Annotated in this window: 17 protein-coding genes; 2 read left to right on the top strand and 15 right to left on the bottom strand. The window is 37.1% G+C overall.

Annotation, left to right across the window (positions count from 1 at the left end):
• Window positions 1–146 precede the first annotated feature (146 nt).
• The 11 genes from FC81_RS00395 to larA form a co-directional block, all read right to left on the bottom strand.
• On the bottom strand, window positions 147–2,963 hold the full coding sequence (locus FC81_RS00395; protein ID WP_057741828.1) for a sigma-54-dependent transcriptional regulator: 2,817 nt from the start codon (window positions 2,961–2,963) through the stop codon (window positions 147–149).
• A 23-nt stretch (window positions 2,964–2,986) separates the two neighbouring features.
• Window positions 2,987–3,385, bottom strand: a complete 399-nt coding sequence (locus tag FC81_RS00390) for a hypothetical protein (RefSeq protein WP_057741825.1) — start codon at window positions 3,383–3,385, stop codon at window positions 2,987–2,989.
• Between the two features lie 248 nt (window positions 3,386–3,633).
• Window positions 3,634–3,747, bottom strand: a complete 114-nt coding sequence (locus FC81_RS10830; RefSeq protein ID WP_157054653.1) for a putative metal homeostasis protein — start codon at window positions 3,745–3,747, stop codon at window positions 3,634–3,636.
• A 14-nt stretch (window positions 3,748–3,761) separates the two neighbouring features.
• Complete coding sequence (gene rpsN, locus FC81_RS00385; protein ID WP_057741824.1) at window positions 3,762–4,031, bottom strand: 30S ribosomal protein S14; 270 nt, start codon at window positions 4,029–4,031, stop codon at window positions 3,762–3,764.
• Window positions 4,031–4,180: a 50S ribosomal protein L33 gene (gene rpmG, locus FC81_RS00380; protein WP_057741821.1), complete on the bottom strand. Its 150-nt coding sequence runs from the start codon at window positions 4,178–4,180 to the stop codon at window positions 4,031–4,033. The genes rpsN and rpmG overlap by 1 nt, the downstream gene beginning before the upstream one ends.
• 13 nt (window positions 4,181–4,193) lie before the next feature.
• Entirely contained in the window at window positions 4,194–4,358 is a 165-nt protein-coding gene (gene rpmF / locus FC81_RS00375; protein ID WP_057741819.1) for a 50S ribosomal protein L32, read from the bottom strand.
• Between the two features lie 207 nt (window positions 4,359–4,565).
• Window positions 4,566–5,285, bottom strand: coding sequence for an MIP/aquaporin family protein (locus FC81_RS00370; RefSeq protein WP_057741817.1), 720 nt, complete (start codon window positions 5,283–5,285; stop codon window positions 4,566–4,568).
• Between the two features lie 6 nt (window positions 5,286–5,291).
• On the bottom strand, window positions 5,292–6,128 hold the full coding sequence (gene larE / locus FC81_RS00365; RefSeq protein WP_057741814.1) for an ATP-dependent sacrificial sulfur transferase LarE: 837 nt from the start codon (window positions 6,126–6,128) through the stop codon (window positions 5,292–5,294).
• A gap of 4 nt (window positions 6,129–6,132) precedes the next feature.
• Entirely contained in the window at window positions 6,133–7,440 is a 1,308-nt protein-coding gene (gene larC, locus FC81_RS00360) for a nickel pincer cofactor biosynthesis protein LarC (RefSeq protein ID WP_057741812.1), read from the bottom strand.
• A complete protein-coding gene (gene larB, locus FC81_RS00355) occupies window positions 7,437–8,198 on the bottom strand; it encodes a nickel pincer cofactor biosynthesis protein LarB (protein ID WP_057741809.1) in 762 nt (253 codons plus the stop codon). The genes larC and larB overlap by 4 nt, the downstream gene beginning before the upstream one ends.
• A gap of 1 nt (window position 8,199) precedes the next feature.
• Entirely contained in the window at window positions 8,200–9,480 is a 1,281-nt protein-coding gene (gene larA / locus FC81_RS00350; RefSeq protein WP_057741806.1) for a nickel-dependent lactate racemase, read from the bottom strand.
• Window positions 9,481–9,730: 250 nt separating this feature from the next.
• Here larA and FC81_RS00345 point away from each other — a divergent pair, with 250 nt between their 5' ends.
• Window positions 9,731–10,381 carry a Crp/Fnr family transcriptional regulator gene (locus FC81_RS00345; protein ID WP_057741880.1) on the top strand — a complete coding sequence of 217 codons (651 nt, stop codon included), beginning with the start codon at window positions 9,731–9,733 and terminating at the stop codon, window positions 10,379–10,381.
• A 94-nt stretch (window positions 10,382–10,475) separates the two neighbouring features.
• On the opposite strand, the gene FC81_RS00340 is transcribed toward FC81_RS00345, so the two are convergent.
• Window positions 10,476–11,204, bottom strand: a complete 729-nt coding sequence (locus tag FC81_RS00340; protein ID WP_057741804.1) for a DUF4811 domain-containing protein — start codon at window positions 11,202–11,204, stop codon at window positions 10,476–10,478.
• Window positions 11,204–12,685 carry an MDR family MFS transporter gene (locus tag FC81_RS00335; protein WP_057741801.1) on the bottom strand — a complete coding sequence of 494 codons (1,482 nt, stop codon included), beginning with the start codon at window positions 12,683–12,685 and terminating at the stop codon, window positions 11,204–11,206. The genes FC81_RS00340 and FC81_RS00335 overlap by 1 nt, the downstream gene beginning before the upstream one ends.
• 144 nt (window positions 12,686–12,829) lie before the next feature.
• On the opposite strand from FC81_RS00335, the gene FC81_RS00330 reads away from it, so the two are divergent.
• Window positions 12,830–13,279, top strand: a complete 450-nt coding sequence (locus FC81_RS00330; RefSeq protein WP_057741798.1) for a MerR family transcriptional regulator — start codon at window positions 12,830–12,832, stop codon at window positions 13,277–13,279.
• A gap of 346 nt (window positions 13,280–13,625) precedes the next feature.
• On the opposite strand, the gene FC81_RS00325 is transcribed toward FC81_RS00330, so the two are convergent.
• Together FC81_RS00325 and FC81_RS00320 are read right to left on the bottom strand one after the other, a co-directional pair.
• Window positions 13,626–15,098, bottom strand: a complete 1,473-nt coding sequence (locus FC81_RS00325) for an amidase (RefSeq protein WP_057741794.1) — start codon at window positions 15,096–15,098, stop codon at window positions 13,626–13,628.
• A 257-nt stretch (window positions 15,099–15,355) separates the two neighbouring features.
• The gene (locus FC81_RS00320) at window positions 15,356–15,847 is read right to left on the bottom strand and encodes a QueT transporter family protein (RefSeq protein WP_057741791.1); all 492 of its coding nucleotides are present in this window, start codon (window positions 15,845–15,847) and stop codon (window positions 15,356–15,358) included.
• Between the last annotated feature and the right edge of the window lie 2 nt (window positions 15,848–15,849).

Genomic DNA, 15,849 nt, shown 5'->3' with positions numbered 1-15,849 from the left:
TAGCAAGATACATGCCAAGTTTTAAAGCCCTTCCAAAAAGCCCTATCGTACCTTATTTGTAAATCAAAGAGCTTAAACCTGTTTCTACTAAGTAGAACAGGTTTAAGCTCTTTTTAATACAAGTATTCTAATTTTGATACAGGTTCTTAATAATTTAAAACAGTTTCAGCAATAAAATAAAGTTCATCCTGAGGTAGCTTAATTTTCAATGATTTAATGCTACTGTCTAATGTTTCTTTGACGAGTGGTAACACGTCTTGCAATGTCGCACTCGGTACTTCCGTATACTTGATCGTATTACCTCTTAAAACACGTTCTAATGCAAAGGCTGTATGAACAATACATTTTATTTGCCGACTATTAGAAAAATCTTCCTCTAGTTTAGTCTGCAATTTATCTATCCAGTTAACTAGCATCTGACAAACGAGAAATGGATTAAGATAAACTAAGTGTGTTCGTAAAACATCCTCACACATATTTGAAACAACGATATTTGTATCATTTATAGTTTCTGGAAACTTAACATCTGGATCCATCAATGCTACTAATTGCTTTTCCCCATTGCCAGCAATTAAATCTTCGAGTGAGATGTAGGGAATCGCTGTACTTGGCTGTTTTGTACCGACTGCTGCAATTATTTCATACTCCTCAGCAATTTTAGGGATTACTGTTGCCATCTTTAAAGCTGAAATCGTAAAAATCTTAATTTGTTCCGTCGTTGTTTTAGAAATAATTTCACTAATAATCTGTTCTAATTTTTTGGCGGTTCCACTTCCAGTCATACAGATTGAAATAATAGCCCTTTTCTGACCAGTTTTATTTGGTGTTATCTGTCCAATCATTTGAAGCATATCTTGTTTAAGTGAAACGTAAATCGTTCCAAGATCCATATCTAAATAATTAACTTTTCGCAGTGCATCAAGTACAAGTGACGTTGTAACATTGGGGAGTGTTCTAAGTTTGACACCAGTCATTTTAGTCAGCTTGTGGCTAAACATAGCTAGTGATCCCATATCCACCAATAAAAGAACCCCTTTACCTTGATCAAGCTTTTTGGTCAATTTAGCAAGCCCATCTAATATCTCCGTTGGTGATACAGTCAATGGCATATCTAAAGCTGCAATATTAGTCTCACCCAATAGTTCCGTTGCTACTTTCACCATTGAGGAAGCCGTCGAGTTGCCATGTGCAGCTACCAAAATACCAACTTTCTTCCCCTCTGCCATTGACTTAATTGAATTTAACAGCATAGTCAGATAAAGGACTTCCATATCCGGCATTTCAACTGCAAAAGTCTTACTAATTTCTTTCTGAAATATTTGGGCTACCTGATACTCTTGTTCATGTGTATTCTTGATTTTGTTAACTTCGTTTTTCATCAATAGATCTGTTTTATTTCCCCGCTTAAAAAAAGCATCGATATGCATGCTGAAATAATAAACAAAACGCCGATCAAAATGGCAGTTTAACTTTTTTTCCGCGATTTCTTTTAAATGTTCTACAAATTGTGGAATACGACTGTCTACAAACTTAGTCAAATTATCATCACTAACATTTTGTTTAAAGAAATTTTTGATATGCAGGTGCATATCGACCATAATATATTGTTGAATATCGCTTTCTGGTACTCCCTCAGAGGATAGAACCTTTACCTTATTCTCAATTAACTCATAAATATTTTCTTCCTCATCTGGTTGCAGCGTTTTGTCGACATAAAAAAGTGTATTTGAATCTAAATATTCCGAAATATCAGCTTTTCTCCGTGACTTGGCAGAGTTTGAGAGCCAAATCTGACGTAATCCATCAGGAAGATCTCGCAGTTGGACACTAACTTCATCTTTAGAATCAATATTATTTAAAAAAGCTTGGGCACAAGTTAATTGGACCTGTGATTTTAGTTGACCCACATTTCCATAATTAACTTCAGTTAGTAAAGCAATAAAAACATCGATCTTAACATTTAAGTTCTTCTTAATCCGCTCAGCTTCTCTTTGAAAAAGGAATTTAGCCAGTTCAACCCGTTCACTTAATGGACGTTCCTCAAGTACTGGGATCGAGATCGTCATTGGAATTCTGCGTAAGAAAGTGTTTAACATGGCTGAATCAGGGTCTTCCGTTGTTGCACAGATAATCAAGACATTCGCACGGCGTCGTTTTTGATTTTCGCCCAGTCTATTGAAAGTCCCATTATCAATAAAGTAAAAAAGCATCTCTTGTCCTTCAGGTGGCAACCGATGGACTTCATCAAGTAGCAAAACACCATCATCTGCCTGTTCCACTAAGCCTTTCTCATCTTCGGTCGCTCCGGTATATGCTCCCTTAGCGTGCCCAAAAAGTGTCGACATCAGTAATTGCGGATTATTATAATAGTCAGCACAATTAAACGAGATCAATGGGGCATCTTCTTTAAGAATTTTTTTATAGCGCGCGTACTCATATATTTTATTAGCAAAATATGTTTTTCCCGCACCCGTTTGACCTAAGAGCATCATATGCAATCCATGTGGCGGATACATAATAGCTGCTTCAGCCTGTGAGGTCGCCTTTCTTAAACTCCCGTTGTAGCCAATCATATGAATTAATGGGTTTCCAGTTGCGTGTTTAGGTTGCTGTATATTATGCGTATCTTTAGATTGCTTTTCAGCTTGGATTGAACTTGAATCAACTGTTTGTGACTTCAACAGCTGTTTTAAATCTGTCGTTTCAAAATAAGTAAAATGATGAATAGCAAGTTTCTCTCGAACGATTTCTATTGGAAGATAGTGGACGGGGAAAGTTTTAACTTTTAAAACCTTCCCCGCTCTTACCAGCCGATTTAATTCTAATGAAACGTTAGAACGTGTCAAACTAAGTGTCCGAGCTAATTCTGTTGCTGAACTTCCTTGTTGTTCTAATAGTTTTTCTTTATTGGCATTCCACCATATACTTAACAGACAGTTATAGACCTTCTCGATCCGTTTCACTTTAGTTCCTCCCTTTTATTTAACTATTTAACCATCTCCAACTTATTGCGGATCCTTTTGAGGTTCTTAATATGCCATGGAGTACGGTTTAGTTTTGGTAAATTCATTTTTAAAACAAGCTCATTTCCATCCTTCATCTTCTCATTAGTTTTAATGATTAATTGTGTCGATAATAGCTTATCCTTTAGATATATCTCTCGCAGTTGCTGCTTATTTAGTGAAAATCCCTTAGAAAAAGTATCAAAATTACTCTGATACTGTGCTGCAAAGAAAAAGTCAGAGCTTACATAAATACAGTTCATCTTAGGTGCTGATTTAACTGTACTGATTGAGAGTAAAACATTTCTTTCGTCATACGGAATTCCTGGAACCTCGCTTAACATATATGCTTTAAACTTATCCTGATTAATAAAAAATGGCATTATTTCTTCCTCCTCTGCGACCTTAAGCAGGTTTTAACTGTAACTGCTTCAACATTATACTAATATGTACTTTATCACAATCAGATGCTTTATTAAAAATAAGCTTACATAACTATCTATTTATCACTAAACAAAAAAGACAGGCATCGAATACTGATATTTAAAATTACCCTTTAGTAATCTTAAACCCAGCATTCTTGCCTGTAGTCTTATCTTAAAATTCATTTTTATCTGCATTAAGACTTAATTTATTTAGTTTTCTTTTTAAATTCTTTGATAACTTTTAATGCCCGCTTACGCGTCTTGATGTTAGGACTCTTCAAACGACGGTAGGCACTACTTAGATCCATTCCCTTAGCCATTAACTTTTCCTCCATTACCAGCTTGCTTTACGAACACCTGGGATCTGCCCTTTATGAGCTAATTCACGGAAACGCATTCTCGACATCCCAAATTTACGCATATATGCATGGGGACGACCATCAAACTTATCGCGGTTATGCATCCGTGTTGGTGAAGCATTCCGTGGAAGTTGGCTTAAAGCTGCATAATCATGATTTTTCTTTAAAAGCAATCTTTCCTCTTGATACTTCAGAACGGTTTGCTCAATTTTTTCTGCTTTTGCAATTTTTGATTTTTTGGCCATTATTTTACCTCGGTGAATAATATTTTTTTCTTTAATTTAGGTGAATACTTAAGTAGCTTCAATTTTTCTGGTGTATTACGAGTATTTTTTGAAGTTAGATATAAGCGTTCTCCTGTTTTTGAGTTACCCAAAATAATATTTTTACGCATAATCTTTGCTCCTCTAGTTTACTTTCTTACCTTTGTACATTCCCTTAGCGGAAACACGATGCCCCACAACATATTCACCTAATTCTGGGTTCCAATATACTGCAGGTCCTTTAATCTTATGTTGTGAACGACGTTTATTTTTACGGCTTTTAGATGTTTTTCTTGCTGGTACTGCCACTGTATTCCCTCCATAAATAGTATTAGTTACTATTTAAATGATAAAACTTTTCCAGCCAAATGTAAAGAGTAATTAATACTATTTAAAATAATTCTGAAAAAAGCTGAGCCAAATAATTCCTTGGCTCAGCTTCTTAAGAGTTAACCATCCCTTTTATTATCTTAAATCGCTATCTAACACTACCAGGTCTTCTCTTAATCAAGATACTTAAAATAATGCTTTATGAATGACAGTTGCAACGATCGCCCCTACAATTGGTGCAACAACTGGAACCCAGCTATATGCAAATTGTGAACTGCCTTTATACTTAAACGGCAAAACAGCATGCAATAATCGTGGTCCAAGGTCACGAGCAGGGTTCAAGGCTGGGCCTGTAGGTCCACCAAAAGAAACAACCAAACACATAACTAAGAAACCTAATCCAATAAAGTCAGCCCGTGAGTCAACTTTATCAGCCGTAATACTTAAAGCACCAAAAACTAGTAGGAAAGTCCCAATAAATTCGTTAACGAAACCATTAAACTTGCTGCCAACAGCATCGATTGTCGAAAAAGTTCCCAAAATAGCTTCGGGGTTAGTTGTTTTATCATAATATGGTTTATAAGCAACAACAATCATTAATTGGCCTAAGATAGCACCTAAAAGTTGTGCAACCAGGTAAGGTATTACATTACTCCATGGAAAACTACCCGTCACTGCAAGTGCAATTGTAAAGGCTGGATTGATTTGCGCACCTGAAACTGTCGCAAACATCAGTGCTGGGATCATTACCCCAATACCATATCCAAAACCAATTAAAACCCAACCACCATGAAAACCCTTAGTTCCTTTTAATTCCACATTGGCAACTGATCCGTTACCTAGTGCAACCATTATAGCTGTTCCAAAGAATTCCGCAAAACAGCGTGTTAATAGTGAATAATCCATTGTTACTTACCCCACCAATACTTTCTTTTTAATATTTTCTGAGAGAACATTGTTCATTCTTCCACTCTCAAAACCACTTAAATCAAGTGTTACAAATTCGTAACCTAAATGCATAAGTTGAGCATTGATTTCTTTTTTAGCAGCCATAAAGTCTGCAAAAGATTCTTCTGGTACTTCAACACGTGCGACTGTTCCATGAACTCTAACACGTACAGTTGAAAAGCCCATTCCACGTAAGTAAGCTTCAGCTTGCATAACTTTTGCAAGTTTTTCACTAGTTAATTTTGTGTAATATGGGAAACGTGAAGATACGGAACATGAAGCAACTTTATTCCAGTTGTTTAAGCCTAATTTTTTAGCGATCATCCGGACATCTGTTTTATAAATATCAGCAACTTGTAATACGGAAACAGCCTTAGCTTCATCTCTAGCTCTTAAGCCTGGACGGAAGTCACTATTATCATCCATGATCATTCCATCTAAAACAGCATCTGCTTGGAAATCTGCTGCTAACTTATTCAAGGCAGCGTAAAAAATCTTTTTCATAAAGTACCATGAATCAGGAGTGTTGTTGCTAATACTTTCATTAGCTAAATAATCTAATTCGACACCTTTAACATTAACCTTAAGTTCTTGGGCTAAAGAAACTGCCTTGTTATATTCTTCATCTGAGAAAAGCTCTGAATTTGCTACGACTGCTAAAACATTATCCTTACCTAAAACATCGACTGCTTCTTTCAAAACAACAGTTGAATCGATTCCACCAGAGAAACCTACAATCACTTTGTTATACCCAGCTAAAATACTTTGTAATTTTTCTTCTTTTTCAATTAATGTTTTCATCGTGTTATTCTCCTTCATTTTTATTGTTTTCAATTTCTTGCAAAACAGCATATTTTATTTTCTCAAGGTTTTCTTTAGTACCTTGAACACAGTGTCTAAGGTCATCATTTTCAAGTGAAAATTTTGTTATCCCATGATAACTGAGTTTCTTAACCCTAACTTCACCGTACGCCGTCTTCGCTATTTCGATCCTTCGTTCCATAATCTCACGCTGCATCAATTGCAATCGCAAACCGATAGCAGGTGTGTTTTCAAAGATAAACTTAACGAATAATTCTTTTTTCTGAGGTGAAACCAGCAAACTCAGCTTATAAGCCGGGCGACCCTTTTTCATCACAATCGGTTCAGCCCACGCATCCTTAGCCCCTACTTCGAGTGACTGCTTAATGACAGCGGCTAACTGCTGCCCCGTTGTGTCATCTAAGTTAGTTTCTAATAACAAGACTTGATCATTTGTCGTAGTAATATCTTGATGACTGAGTTTAGAATTATATAGGCTCGCTCGCAATGCGTTTAAACTTCCTGTTTCACGCTTTCCAAACCCGTAACCCGTTTTTTCCAGAACACCATCCATCGCAGTCACGTTGAATTCATCACCCAAGCATTTTACGATGGCCATCCCTGTAGGCGTAATTAACTCCGTATGGACATCAAAACGTTTTTGAATAGGGATCGCTGTCCGCAACTGCATCTCCATAACAGCTGGCACTGGTACTGGTACGATTCCGTGTGCAATTTTAATTGTTCCAACACCATCGGCAAGGTTATTAATAATAATCTTGTCGATCTGCAGCATCTCAACTGCAAGTGCCGCACCAACAATGTCAACAATCGAATCTAAAGCTCCTACCTCATGAAAATGAACATCAGCTATTTTTTTACCATGAACCTTTGCTTCAGCCAGTGCAATTTGCTCAAACATATCAATTGCTCTTTCTTTAGTACTCGTTTTTAAAGTACTTTCCAAAATTAATTGTTTGATCATCATAAAGTTGCGGCCATGCTGATGACCATGTGGCTGATGATGCGTATGTTCGTGTGTACCATGGCTATGTTCATGCTTATGAACTTGATCGTGTTCATCTTCAATAAACCCTTGATCTTTTGGTGCATTTCCAGCCAGAATAACATCAAAATCTGTTCCTGTAATACTTGAACGAGCAGTTCGATCAACGGTAACGTGATAACCGGTTACTCCCAGCTTAGATAAGTTTTTTTCAAACTCCCCCTGATCTAGGCCAAGATCAAACATTGCACCTAAAAACATATCACCACTAATCCCGGAAAAAGCATCTAACACTAACGTTTTCATTCATGCGCCTCACTTATCAAACGATTAATCATACTGGCGTTATAAGCTGCACCAAAACCATTATCAATATTCACAACACTGATACCTGAGGAACAGCTATTAAGCATTGTCAGCAAGGGAGTCATCCCACCTAAATTACTACCGTATCCAATACTTGTTGGAACAGCAATTACGGGATGATCCACTAAGCCGCCAACAACACTTGTCAACGCACCTTCCATTCCAGCAATCACAATTACAACATTAGCCTGTCTAATAATCTCCAACTTGGCAAATAAACGGTGAATCCCTGCAACACCTACATCATAGATACGGGTCACATGATTACCAAAAATCTCAGCCGTCACAGCTGCTTCCTCAGCTACTTTCATATCTGACGTTCCAGCTGTAACAATCGCGATATTCCCAACTTCTTCCACTTTTTTAGCACGTGCAATAAGTGTTTCAGAAGTTGCATCATAGTCTAAGAAAGGAAGTGTTTTTAAAATAGCCGCTGCTTTCTTAGAATCGACTCTCGTCGCCAAGATCGATTTTTGTCGTTCTTTCATTGCTGTCACAATTCCAATAATTTGTTCAGCCGTTTTGCCTGCCCCATAAATAACTTCTGGATAACCAGTCCTTCTGGTACGTGTCGTATCAATCTTGGCATAATCAAGTTCTTCAAAACTCTCATTACCAAATTTTTGAATAGCATCTGCCGGTGTCAATGCAGCATTAGCAACATCCTGCAAAACTTTCAATAACTGATCTTGTTCCATCTTACTTATCCATTACAACTACACCAAGGCCATCTGGTATAACCGTTACCTTAGCGTCTTTGCCTTCACGCTCAAAGGCCATTTCTAGTGCTTCATCAATTGTTTTGGCTAATTTCATATGCATATTTGTTACTAGTTTAGGATCAACTAAGTCCGAAACCATGATTACATAATGATTCGTCAAAATTCTAGCTAAAATCTGAGAAGTCCATTGATCTGGCACAGTTTCGAGGCGTGGTGTATTCACTGCTGTGTCTAAAAACTCTTTTGGATCTTCAACATCAGCTAAGTTATGATAAAACCCTTCTCCACCATGTCCATCACGGCAACCAGCAACCATTATTATGGTGCCATTTTGTTTATTTGTAGCCTCTGCTGCCGTCATTCCTTTAACTGCCTGATAAATATTTTGATCCAATGGGAATCCACCATTAGTTGAAATTGCAATATCACTCTTGATCGCTTTTACACCTGCAAGTTCTCCCACAAAATCGGTCCCTTTTTTATGGGCCTTTTCTAGATCACCTGCAAATGAACCTATGATGTGTTTATTTTCATCCAAAACAACATTTATAATAAATTTCAAACCCGCTGTTTTAGCTGCGTACACCATATCTTTGTGTATTAAATTATGGTGTAAGTTACCTGTTCTAGAATGTGGATCATTGATAAATTCACCTGAATGATTTGCCATAATTGTTTTATAAGAAGAAATACCTGGTAAAACAGACTTACGTCCGCCAGAGAAACCAGCAAAAAAGTGTGATTCAATAAAGCCTTCAGAGATAAGTAAGTCTGCTTCTTCTGCTACCTTGTTGATGATTAAATCACCACCAGAAGGAAGTTTGCCGATCTTAACCATATCTTCGTCTTTTTGTGACATATGCATAACAATTTCTTCATTGTTAACTATTTCTTCACCGTATTTAGACACTAGTTCCTCATGTGTTGACGGGCGATGGAAACCTGTTGCGATAAGGATCCTAACCCGTGCCTCAGGTGCTGCTTGGTGCAAGCGACGTAAGAGGATCGGCGTGATAATATGTGATGGTACCGGTCGTGTGTGATCTGAACTAATAAGCACGATATTTTTCTTACCTTTAGCTAGTTCTTCGAGCGAGGGGCTACCAATCGGATTATCTAATGATTTTTCAACAAGCTCATTTTCTGAAAGCTCTGCCTTATATGTTGCTGCCTTTGAAACGAGGGATCCAGCAAAATTCTTATCTGCAATTTTAGCTGTAATATGTCCTCGATCATATGGAAGATTAAATTCTACCACAATGTTTCATCCTCTTTCATTTAATTTTTATTAACAACAGCTATACTAGACTTTCATTTTCAGGTTTTCATTGACAATCATTCATACTAAAGTTAATAATTAATAGTATGTATTCTAAGGTATTATCATTTGTCAACGCAAAAAGGCGCTGATAGAGGAGTATATAACTACAGGATGATCCTATTAATATTCAAGCAGAAAGTGAGGCTATTTTTTGCCAAACAAAGATATCAATTACTTAGTAAGCTTTATGAAAGATAAACAGATTTCAACAATCTCCAAAAGTTATCATACCTACCTAACTTTTCATGGTTTGAAAGCTGCTAGTGTTTTCATTCTGAAAGAAGGGATCATTAAAACATCTGTTATCTTACAAGATGGTCGTGAATTCAATATTTCTTACATTAATCAACCCGATGTTATTTCACTACTGCATGATGAAGCTCTTCAATATGATGAGCAGCCTTTTAATGTCCGGATTGAATCTGAAGAAGCAACTTTTTACCAGATTAACCGCGTTAAATTTTGGAAATATGTTAATTCAAATTTACGACTGCAAAATTATGTTAAACAGTACTATCGCCATCGTCTTTCTGAGAACTCTTCACGTTTGCAGCGCTTGACAATGAATGGCAAATTGGGGGCTTTGGCCAGCTTTTTACGCGATATGGCCTTTAAGTTTGGTAAACCTTTAGCTGGTAGCTCCAAAATTATGATAGATTTTAACGTTACTAATGAAGATATAGCTGGTTTTTGTGGAATTGCTAACCATACTAGTGTTAGTCGGATGATGCGCAAGCTGAAAGAAGAAAAAGTGATTGAATTCGGTAATAGTTCAACTAATAATCGCCGGATCATTATTAGTAATGTTCAAAAGCTAGACGATTATATTGCATACTAAAAAAAATACTTAGAATTTTAGTCTCTGCCTTTATGGCAACTAAAGTTCCAAGTATTTTTTATTTTAGTAATAATTAGATGCTTTTTTGCTGCGCCTACTTCAACTCAGTAATTAGCTCACGCATCGCTTTTTCCTGATACTCTGCTGCAAACTGTTGACTTAGTTTCTTTTGTTGCTGTGTATTAGTCATCAAAGTCGGATCTTTTGCAATTGCTGCTTGCATCTTACCTTTGACATAAATAGTAGCTTGTTCCTTAAGCTCAGCTTGTCTCTTTTGATCAGACATTTGCTTTTTTAATTCTTTAGCTTGCTTAACTGTCAGTACAAACCATGTCTTAGGGACATAAAAACGATTAGTCCTTTTTACCAGCTGATTATTATTTCCCGCAATTCCAAACCAGAATTTAAAGGCAGCTGATTTATAACGCCAACGAACCTCAGTCCTCTTCAAATACGCTTTTTTATTTGTAGTACGCGTCAATTTATTGTTAGTATACTCATCCGCTTTGGTATGGCTAGTCTTTTTGGCATGTGCTTTCTTAGCATAGATATAAACATTCTCTTTCCCAGCTGTTCCAATTGGCTGGAATAGCAACATCTGCGTTTTTCCAGTTGGATCAGTTGAATAAACCCGCTGCGTTGTAGCTGTTGTCACCTTATACATTCCAAAGTGACCGTGATAATTACTTACAACACCCCATACTGATCCTAATAAAATGATCCCTGCAATGAGAGTACAAATTAATCTAGGCATTATTTTTTCAATGTAAATAAAGCTGATAAAAGTAGCTATTGCTCCAAAAATCAATGTCACAACAATCATTAAGCTTGCCCCCCTTTATCATTCTTTAAACTTTGGTTCATTGTTTTATTTTTATTACTTAAAAAGAATGCCAGGCCGAAACCAACAACACTGAAGCCTACTGCAATCCAAAAAGCTGCATGGTAACCGGTCATTGTCGCATTGATTGCTTTGACTTTATATTCAAGTGGAACTGAATGCAGCAAATGCTTAGCTGGCATCTGTCCCTTAGTTGTGTTAGCTAACACTGAAACCAGGATCGCTGTTCCAATTGAACTTGCTATTTGACGAACTGTATTATTAACAGCCGTTCCGTGTGAGATTAATTGAATTGATAATGCATTCATCCCTGCTGTTGTTGCTGGCATCATTACCATCGCGATCCCAAACATTCTCAGTGCATACAGTAAAATAATATAAAGTACCGGTGTTTGTTTCGTAATCATAATAAACGGCAGTGTCCCCACTGTTAGTAAAAACAACCCTAAAATAGCCAACCTGCGTGCCCCGATCCGGTCAAAGGTTTTCCCGGTAATTGGACTCATAATCGCCATCATAAGCGCTCCTGGTAAGAGCATCAGGCCTGAATGAAAGGCTGTCATACCATGAATCATCTGCAAATACATTGGGATGATCATCTCAACTCCCACCATTGCAACCATTACAACTGAACTTAAAATAGTTGCGATCGTAAATTCTGCAGATGAGAAGACTCGCAGTTCCAAAAATGGCTTGTCGAGCTTTAATTGCCGCCAAATAAATAACACGATAACAATCGTTCCTATTGTCAAAGTCGAAAGGACGATCGTTGAGGTCCAGCCATTATCACCCACTGATGAAAAGCCATATAAAAGCGAACCGAAACCAACTGTTGAAAGAGTTAGTGATAACCAATCCAGAGCAGATTTGGTCGTCTTCAAAACTGGTTTCATATAGAAGAACGAGAGAAAAATTACAATTGCGACAATAGGGATAATCATTCCAAATAAATCCCGCCAGTGCCACGTATCAATCACAAAACCAGATAATGTTGGCCCAATTGCTGGCGCCACTCCAATAACAACTCCGGCCATTCCCATTGCGACACCACGTTTATTGGCAGGAAAAACTGATAGCATGATATTTTGCAAAAGCGGCATTGAGATTCCCACACCTAGAGCCTGGATCAACCGACCAACTAGTAAAAAGGAGAACGTTGGTGCTGTCCATGCAATAATAGTTCCAACTTCAAAAATACTCATTGCTACAATGTATAGCCATTTTGTATTAAACCGTGTTGATAGCCAAGCTGAAACAGGTATCATAACACCATTAACCATTAAAAAACCGGTTGTTAACCATTGAACCGTTGATGTCGAAACATCAAAAGCCTTCATCAAGGTCGGTAACGCAGTTGCTAAAATAGTTTGATTAAGTACAGTACAAAAAGTACCAATTAGCAAAATAGCAACCAGCAAAAAGAGATTGTAGCTTCTATCTTTATCATCTTTAACTTTAGACATTTTATTCCTTCTTTCACTACAAATATTCAATTATTAAAAGTGCACTTTGGATTATAACTTTTTACAACACTTATGTAAAGTGGGTTTACAATATTATTATTTTTATTTACAATAGTCTTAAAGATCAATCCAAAGGAGGTTCTTATGGATAAACCAACCAGGCCCACGGAGGCAATCAATTTTTATGACTTTATGCGTAAAGTATTTGAACAAAGCAATCTTTACCTTGGCTTTACTGAATTAGCATCCATCACTGATGTTCCACAAAATAAACTACGTTATTGGAGCCAAAAAGGTTATATTCGAACTTGCGATAGTAACAAAAAAAATCACTTTAAATTCGATGCCGTTTTTCAAATATACACAATTAAGTTTTTTCAGAACAAAGGTTTTACGTTAGCTGCTGCAGCTCAAAAGGCGGCTTATTATTCACAAACATTTAGAGAAATTAAAGCCGCCACCCATTTACGTTTGCAGAAGATTGAAAAAACACCAGAGTGTACTATTATCGATTTAGGTCAATTTGATCCTGATCCTAGTAAGCGGCTTATCCTGCGCGTTGAAGGTGATCAATCACGTTTTGAATTGAATTAGCTACTATACAATAGTTTCTAACATTAAACCGGGGCAAGATCAAAAGGTGTTCTTTTGAACCTGCTCCGGTATTTTTGAAGATATATCACCCAGTATGTCCAAACCTTTTTTTGCTGCCCACATACTTTTCTCCCTAAAAATTTAACTTAACTATCTTTTTTTCAGACTACAAAACTGCTAAGGCACAAAGCAGTTCCAAAATAACATTGAATCGCTACTAAAGTAGAACTGACTAAACAAAAAAAGCCTGAGTTACCAGAAGTGGTTACCCAAACTTTATTAAAAACTTTGACTATACTTGCATAAGTTTAAGATCCATGATAGCTTATACAATTTAAGTTCTATTCTAGTGCTGCTTAGAATCAAATAGCATTTTAAATTGCTGCTGTTTTTCAAATAAATGACCTAACTGCAATAATGTACTCTCATCACCCTTACGTCCAATAAATTGAATGCCTAAAGGTAACCCAGTTGCAGAAACATATGTTGGTAAACTAATAGCTGGCTGTCCCGTCATATTTGCTTGTTGTGTAAATGGAGTCAACGCCAAACTTTTTGCAAAAAAAGTATAGATTAAGTCTAAACGTTCAGTCTTTTTTAAATCAGTTACGTGGCGCATCTGCTGTATAGTTGCTTTATCAATTAATTCAGCGTCTATTCGTGGAGCCGTATAGGCTGTTGTTGGTGTAAGGTATGCATCGTATCGTTCAAACATCCTATCCATCACTGCACTTGCCTGATCCCAATGACTCAATGTTTTACTATAGTCTGTTGCACTTAATAATAAACCAGCTTGATAGATGACCCAAGTTGTCAGTTCCATGTCATCTATTGTTACCGATCGCCCTAGTTGATGTTCAAGCTCTTCAAACATCCTTGCAGTCTCACCTGAATTAACAATATAATAATCACGCATTAACTCTGACCCACTTAAAGGGTTGGTAATTTCCTCGGTTTGAATATTCCGTTCATTTAAAAAAGCAACTGCTTCTAAAACTGCCTGACGTGCATCAGCGCTAACAGTTGTTCCTACTGGTGATTCAATGCTGTAAGCAATTTTCATGTTTCGCTTCAATGGTAGTTTACTTTTCTGGCTGAAGCTAGGCTTGATTAGTGGTGTTTGAAACGGCGCAGCTGGTTGGACGACTTGCAAAACATCCAATAAAGCTGCCGTATCTCGAATCGATGTTGTTAGGCCAAAATTAATAGCCGCTCCTTGCCAGCCACGCCATGCCGTTGGACCAACTGGTACACGTCCTCTTGTTGGTTTTAAACCGATTAAGCCTGAAAAAGAAGCTGGAATTCTTATTGAGCCACCCCCATCATTACCAGTAGCAAGCGGTACAATCCCCGCTGCTACTGAGCTTGCAGCTCCCCCTGATGAACCCCCCGGAGAATATTGTAGATTCCAAGGATTGTGTGCAGGTCCATATAATTCCGGATCTGTGATATTCTTAAACCCAAATTCAGGAATGTTCGTTTGACCAATAACAATAAAACCGGCTTGCTCAAGACATTTAACAAAATTATCAGTCTGGTGCGCGTAATTATTTTGCAACAGCCGGGCTCCGCTGGTATCTAGCTCCCCAGCAAGACTTTGCCCCAAGCCCTTTAAAAGTAGTGGAATCCCTGCAAAGGGCTGGCCTGTATCAATAAAATGTTCCGCTTCATCTAAAGCGTGTTTATCACGCCGTGTAATCACGGCATTCAACTCACCATTCAATTGATCCAATTTCTGATAACTCTGTTTAAATAGTTCAATTCGGTCAATTTTCTTATCACGGATTGCTTCAGATAATCCAAGTGCATCTAAGTGCATCATATTCCCTCCTTTGGCTAAAATAACATATTACTAATAATCAGTTTAATTTTAACCTGCGCCAAGGCTTTTGTACAAAACAAAAGTTTTTTACTATTTCTTAAACTAATAAGATCAAGAAAAACTACGACTTATGAAATCCCCCTAAAGTTAAGTTTTCCACTTGACTTTAGGGGGATTTCATAGCTATCTAGATTCTCTTTTACTTTTATTTAAAATGCACTACTTATGATAAACTTTTTGAACCACACCAATTATTAATCAACCAAATGTTGTATTTTAATTTTGGTATTCATTATTCTAAATAAAATATAACCGATAATTTGAGCGGCAGCTTGTCCAGCTATTAAGTAGCCATAAGTAATTAAAAATGGTACTTTAGCAACGTAATGTAGTTCCAGTGCGACAAACACCATTCCAAAGGAAACACATAGTCCAATAACCAATGCCCGAAGGTTAAGATTCTTTATTCGCCGATTAATCAAAATAGCCAATGCTAACCCCAGGCCAGTAACCCCCCAACCAACTAGAACGTCTAACAACCCCAATGGGCTGAATAGGATATTAGCAATCGTTACTCCCAAAACCATTCCCCAAAAGTATTTTTTATTATAAGCAACTAACTGATAAAGCGCAGTAGCTATTCTAATCTGAATAGCCCCAAAAGAAAAACTGGCAAACATCATTGTTAGTAGAATGTAAATAGCTGCTAAAATAGCGTTAATCGTCAATAACCTAATGTTTTTCATCT

Origin of the sequence: Liquorilactobacillus capillatus DSM 19910, assembly GCF_001434915.1 — a bacterium.
Taxonomy (GTDB): Bacteria; Bacillota; Bacilli; order Lactobacillales; family Lactobacillaceae; genus Liquorilactobacillus; species Liquorilactobacillus capillatus.
The sequence above is the reverse complement of the archived record's forward strand: the minus strand, read 5'-3'. Positions and strand labels throughout refer to the sequence as shown.

Coding starts and splice junctions, on each gene's coding strand:
- FC81_RS00390 (WP_057741825.1), bottom strand. CDS start 3,385: ATGCCATTTTTTATTAATCAGGATAAGTTTAAAGCATATATGTTAAGC.
- FC81_RS10830 (WP_157054653.1), bottom strand. CDS start 3,747: ATGGCTAAGGGAATGGATCTAAGTAGTGCCTACCGTCGTTTGAAGAGT.
- rpsN (WP_057741824.1), bottom strand. CDS start 4,031: ATGGCCAAAAAATCAAAAATTGCAAAAGCAGAAAAAATTGAGCAAACC.
- rpmG (WP_057741821.1), bottom strand. CDS start 4,180: ATGCGTAAAAATATTATTTTGGGTAACTCAAAAACAGGAGAACGCTTA.
- FC81_RS00370 (WP_057741817.1), bottom strand. CDS start 5,285: ATGGATTATTCACTATTAACACGCTGTTTTGCGGAATTCTTTGGAACA.
- larE (WP_057741814.1), bottom strand. CDS start 6,128: ATGAAAACATTAATTGAAAAAGAAGAAAAATTACAAAGTATTTTAGCT.
- larC (WP_057741812.1), bottom strand. CDS start 7,440: ATGAAAACGTTAGTGTTAGATGCTTTTTCCGGGATTAGTGGTGATATG.
- larB (WP_057741809.1), bottom strand. CDS start 8,198: ATGGAACAAGATCAGTTATTGAAAGTTTTGCAGGATGTTGCTAATGCT.
- FC81_RS00345 (WP_057741880.1), top strand. CDS start 9,731: ATGAAAGATAAACAGATTTCAACAATCTCCAAAAGTTATCATACCTAC.
- FC81_RS00340 (WP_057741804.1), bottom strand. CDS start 11,204: ATGATTGTTGTGACATTGATTTTTGGAGCAATAGCTACTTTTATCAGC.
- FC81_RS00335 (WP_057741801.1), bottom strand. CDS start 12,685: ATGTCTAAAGTTAAAGATGATAAAGATAGAAGCTACAATCTCTTTTTG.
- FC81_RS00330 (WP_057741798.1), top strand. CDS start 12,830: ATGGATAAACCAACCAGGCCCACGGAGGCAATCAATTTTTATGACTTT.
- FC81_RS00325 (WP_057741794.1), bottom strand. CDS start 15,098: ATGCACTTAGATGCACTTGGATTATCTGAAGCAATCCGTGATAAGAAA.
- FC81_RS00320 (WP_057741791.1), bottom strand. CDS start 15,847: ATGAAAAACATTAGGTTATTGACGATTAACGCTATTTTAGCAGCTATT.